This window comes from Oceanobacillus sp. MO10714A (assembly GCF_037072045.1).
Taxonomy (GTDB): Bacteria; Bacillota; Bacilli; order Bacillales; family Amphibacillaceae; genus Oceanobacillus; species Oceanobacillus indicireducens.
Window position 1 is genome coordinate 1 of sequence record NZ_JAXHDC010000089.1, and the last position, 4,672, is coordinate 4,672.

General features: G+C 42.3%; 2 protein-coding genes. Both read right to left on the reverse strand.

The window, feature by feature from the left end; translation table 11 throughout:
• Positions 1–84: 84 nt before the first annotated feature.
• Positions 85–1,800, reverse strand: a complete 1,716-nt coding sequence (gene cydC, locus SPD53_RS19475; protein WP_336253546.1) for a thiol reductant ABC exporter subunit CydC — start codon at positions 1,798–1,800, stop codon at positions 85–87.
• Positions 1,797–3,527, reverse strand: coding sequence for a thiol reductant ABC exporter subunit CydD (gene cydD, locus SPD53_RS19480; protein ID WP_188855932.1), 1,731 nt, complete (start codon positions 3,525–3,527; stop codon positions 1,797–1,799). The genes cydC and cydD overlap by 4 nt, the downstream gene beginning before the upstream one ends.
• Positions 3,528–4,672 lie beyond the last annotated feature (1,145 nt).

Sequence of the window (4,672 nt, forward strand, 5' to 3'; positions counted from 1 at the left end):
ACTTTTTTATATCGTCTTGGGAAATTATAATATGAAATTGCAGCGGCGTCCGCCCTCGACACAGGGCGCCCTGAACCATTAATTTCAGGCATGGAAAACGCTTTGTTCAATTTGTTTCAGTTCGTAAAAATAACCTTGCATTTCCATCAATTGTTCGTAACTGCCGACTTCAACAACTTTGCCCTCTTCCATAACGACAATTTGATCCATTGTTTCCAGTCCATTCAAGCGATGGCTAATGAGAATAAGTGTATCAGCTTTCGCTAGTTCAAATAATTCCTGATAAATATTAAAACTCGTAAGGGAATCCATTGATGACGTTGGTTCGTCAAGTAGCCAGAGATAGGAGTTCTTAAGCATTGTACGGGCAAGCGCTAGACGCTGTTTTTCCCCTCCCGATAGATTGGCACCTTTTTCAAGCACCGCATCGTCCAGCCTGAACTGGCTTAATTCAACTTTTTTCAATACTTTCAGCAAATCCTTATCCGATACTTCATCCGCAGCGATTTTCAAATTATCTCGGATTGTCCCAAAGAAGAAATGGTTTTCCTGAAGGACGACATTTGCATATTTCCAAATGCTTTCTTGATTCAGCCTGCTAATCTCTTCTCCATTAATCAGAATTTCTCCTGTGTCTGCAGAATTAAAATTTAGCAACAAGCTAAGAATAGTTGATTTTCCAGAACCACTCGGGCCAACGATTGCCGTTTTCGAACCTGCCGGAAAATGGAGCTGAACATCATTCAGAGTTTGTCTTTCTTCTTCTGAATAAGTAAATGATACATCATTAAACGTTATAGTTGGGGAAGAAGTCAAGATTAGGTCTTCCCTCTCTTCTACTTCAACTGGTTCACTACCAACTACTGCCGATAATCTAGCTGCCGCTCTTCTATTATCCTCGAGATGACTGGGGAAAATCGCCATTGATGTCGTGTCTTCAAAGACAGTTAAAGAAATCATTAACAACATCGCTAAGAAAACTCCATTCAAGCTGCCTGCTGCGATTAAATAAGCACCCATTCCAAGCACAACGACCGAGATGATCAGTGATACAAATGTATTTAATGATTCACTGTAAAGATGATGGACACCTGCTTTCTCCTGTTCCCGTACATAGGTTTCAGCCATTTGCTCAAGTGCTTCCTCTTTTTCTTCCAACCGTTGATATATTTTCAAATCGCGGAAACCGTAGAAGAGCTCTGTCACTTCTGTTGATAATTTTCCGCGTTCCTCTCGTAACCCTTGATCCACTCGGCGCTGCCTGATAGCGAAATACACTGGGACAAGCACAGTCGTCAGAAGAAACCCGACAAAAATAATAATGGCATGCGTAATAGAAAAATATGCCGTGAAAAATATCGTACAGAAGAACACAAGAAATAGTACAATCGGCGGATAAAAGACCCGCAAGAAGAAGTTCTGTAATGTTTCCACATCCCCGACAATACGGGCAAGCAAGTCCCCACTCCGGAACTTCTGGAAAATCTGTGGAGCAAGCGGCTCTAATCTTTCATAAAAAGATACCCGTAAATTACTGAGCATCGTAAACGTGCCTCGGTGCGAGTAATAACGTTCTCCGTAGCGGCTAACGGCAGAGATGATCCCAAAGAGTTTTACCGTACCGACAAGCACCATCAAGGTATAGATTGGCGGAGCGAGTGCTGCTTGGGAAATTAAATACCCACTCGCTGAAAACAATCCGACAGCGGTAATCCCACCGATAAATCCACATATAATCGAGAGGATAATGTCTTTTTTCTCTTTAAATAATAGATGGATCACTGTTGTTAAATCCCTCACTTCCGCTCACCTCCTTGCTCTGCTGAGACCATAGAACGATAATCCGGATTCGTTCTTAACAATTCTTCGTGCTTCCCTTTTGCCACGATCTTTCCGGAATCAAGCAAGACAATCTTGTCCGCATGTTTAATCGTGTGCAGGCGATGCGCTACCGTAATAATGGTTGCATGCTTCGCCAATTCTTCAATCGATTGTTGTAATATCCGTTCGGTTCGTAAGTCGAGTCCTACAGTAGGTTCGTCAAATAGGATAATGGAAGGCCGCTTCAGAAAAGCCCTTGCAAGGGCGACCCGCTGTTTCTCTCCACCGGACAGTCCGCGTCCCGCTTCACCGACCGGAGTGTCATATCCTTTTTCCAAAGAGGCAACGAGCTCGGAAATTCCGGCTTTTTCACCTGCCGCCTCGATTTCTACTCTCGCTCTCTCCCCTCTCCCGCCAATAGCTATATTATCCGCAATTGTTCCAGAGAATAAATATGGATGCTGGGAAATATAGCTTATTTCGTTAAACCAGGCCTTTTCTTCATACTCTGAGAGAGGTTTTCCATTAACAAGAATCTCCCCCTCTGTATTAGCAACGAGACCTGCGATAACATGCAGCAAAGTGGATTTTCCTGAACCAGTTTTACCAATAATGGCGATTTGTTCATAAGGAGAAATCTCTACCGAAATATGATTTAAAGTAAAACCATTCTCTTCATAACGGAAGCAAACATCCTTTAATTCAATGGCAGGCGGTTTTCTTACCTCAAATACATTACTCCCCCATTCCACCGGCATGTCCGGTGTGTCGAGTTCCTTCTGCAACTTGTTGAAAGCACCACTACTGCCTCTTCCAGTATGAAAAGCATTTCCAAGTTCCTTTAACTTATTGTAAAATTCCGGTGCAAGCAAAAGCATAAGAAAACCGGTGAAAAAACTAATGTTTTGGAAAATGATCAAACGGAATGCAACTTCAAGTGCGATCAATCCCATACTAAGCATCGAAATGAATTCCAGTGCGAACGAGTTCGCGAAAGCCGTTTTGAGAACAACCATCGTAGCATCCCGAAAGTTCAGACTGCTTTCCTCTATTTCTGCTTTTTGTTCTTTTGAGCGACCATATAACTTAAGAGTCGTCAGTCCTTGCAGTGTATCAAGGAACTTTCCTGAGAATGCCGCCATTTTATCGAGCTGTTCCTCCGATTTATCCTTCGTATTAAAACCGATAATTACCATAAAAATCGGGATGAATGGTGCGGTAATTATAATGATGATTCCAGTCGTGAAATGTTCGGCAAAAATCGTAATAAGTAGCATGATGGGAATGATAATAGACTGGATAACTTGGGGGATGTAGCTACTATAATAATCGTCTATTTCATCTACCGTATCCATCATGACACTCACTTTCTCGCCGGACCTTCCGTACATCGCTGCTTGCATATTCGTCTTAGAATATTTACGAAGCAGCTGGCTTCTCAGTCCTTGCTTTACAATTGCTGCAAGACGGACCCCCGTTTTTCCATTTCCATAATTAAATAAAGTTCGTCCGAGCAATGCTGCAAGTAATAAGGCAAGATATGGTAAAAGGTCAGCAAAAGCTGTTCCTTGTAAAAATGCTTCATTTACGATATACACAAGCAAGTAGGCTTGAGCAATAATACTGATCCCACTAAGCAGTGAAAATAAAATCATCAGAATCAGTCTGCCTCTATGGTCTTGTGCCAGATCCTTCCAACTGTGCATGTATTGTTCCTCCTACTAAGAAGTGAAGTCTTTCACATAAGTATAACTGATTCTTCACCCCGCAGTAAAACAAGAGACCCTTCGTTAACAAAGCTGTCGAAATTTGAACAAAGGCGTAAACGCCCTTACAGGCTAAAAATGCGATTCGTTCCGCAACGCCTGGGACTGCGATTTCTCGTCCCACCGAAGAGCGTTTGTACTAGCACATCCAGTAGTCGCAGCAACGTACAAACTGTGCCTCCCAGGATGGGAGGTAGTTCGATGTTGCCCCATACGTGAGCGAACTTAATCGAACTTCCTTTTTACCGGAATGAGATAAAGGAAACGTGCCCCTTTAGGGGTAGACGTGAGTTGGGCTTTAGCCCGTATTTAAGCGGCCCTCCTTTAGTTTTGAGTTGATGCCCGCTTTCACCACAAGGGTATAAGGGCGACTAGGCCTCACAAAGACCGCTCGGCAAGTCTTCTTTATCGATTGGAAGAGTGTGAAGTTTGGGACTGCGCACTGCTCGCCCCACCAAAAGATCTGCTAGTTGCTGGGCGCAGAGCGGACGTGGCTATCGCTGGAAATATTCGTTATCCAGAGCATTTTTAGTATATAGTTTCCTATATTACTAAAAGGATGAACATTTTTTGCCCATCCCTTTTGTGCTTACTTTCATAAAGCATAAGTGCAGCTTTCTCCCATCAGCATATTCTTCTTACTTTATTGGGAAAACAACTGAGGGTTATTTTCCCTTCAGCATGTTCATCTTACTTTTATGGGAAAACAACTGAGGGTTATTTTCCCATCAGCATGTTCTTCTTACTTTTATGGGAAAACAACTGAGGGTTATTTTCCCATCAGCATGTTCATCTTACTTTATTGGGAAAACAACTGAGGGTTATTTTCCCTTTAGCATGTTCATCTTACTTTAATGGGAAAACAACTGGGGTTATTTTCCCTTTAGCATATTCATCTTACTTTAATGGGAAAACAACTGAGGTTTATTCTCCCATCAGCATGTTCATCTTACTTTAATGGGAAAACAACTGAGGGTTATTCTCCCATCAGCATGTTCTTCTTACTTTAATGGGAAAACAACTGAGGGTTATTTTCCCTTTAGCATGTTCATCTTGCTTTTATGGGAAAACAACTGGGGTTTATT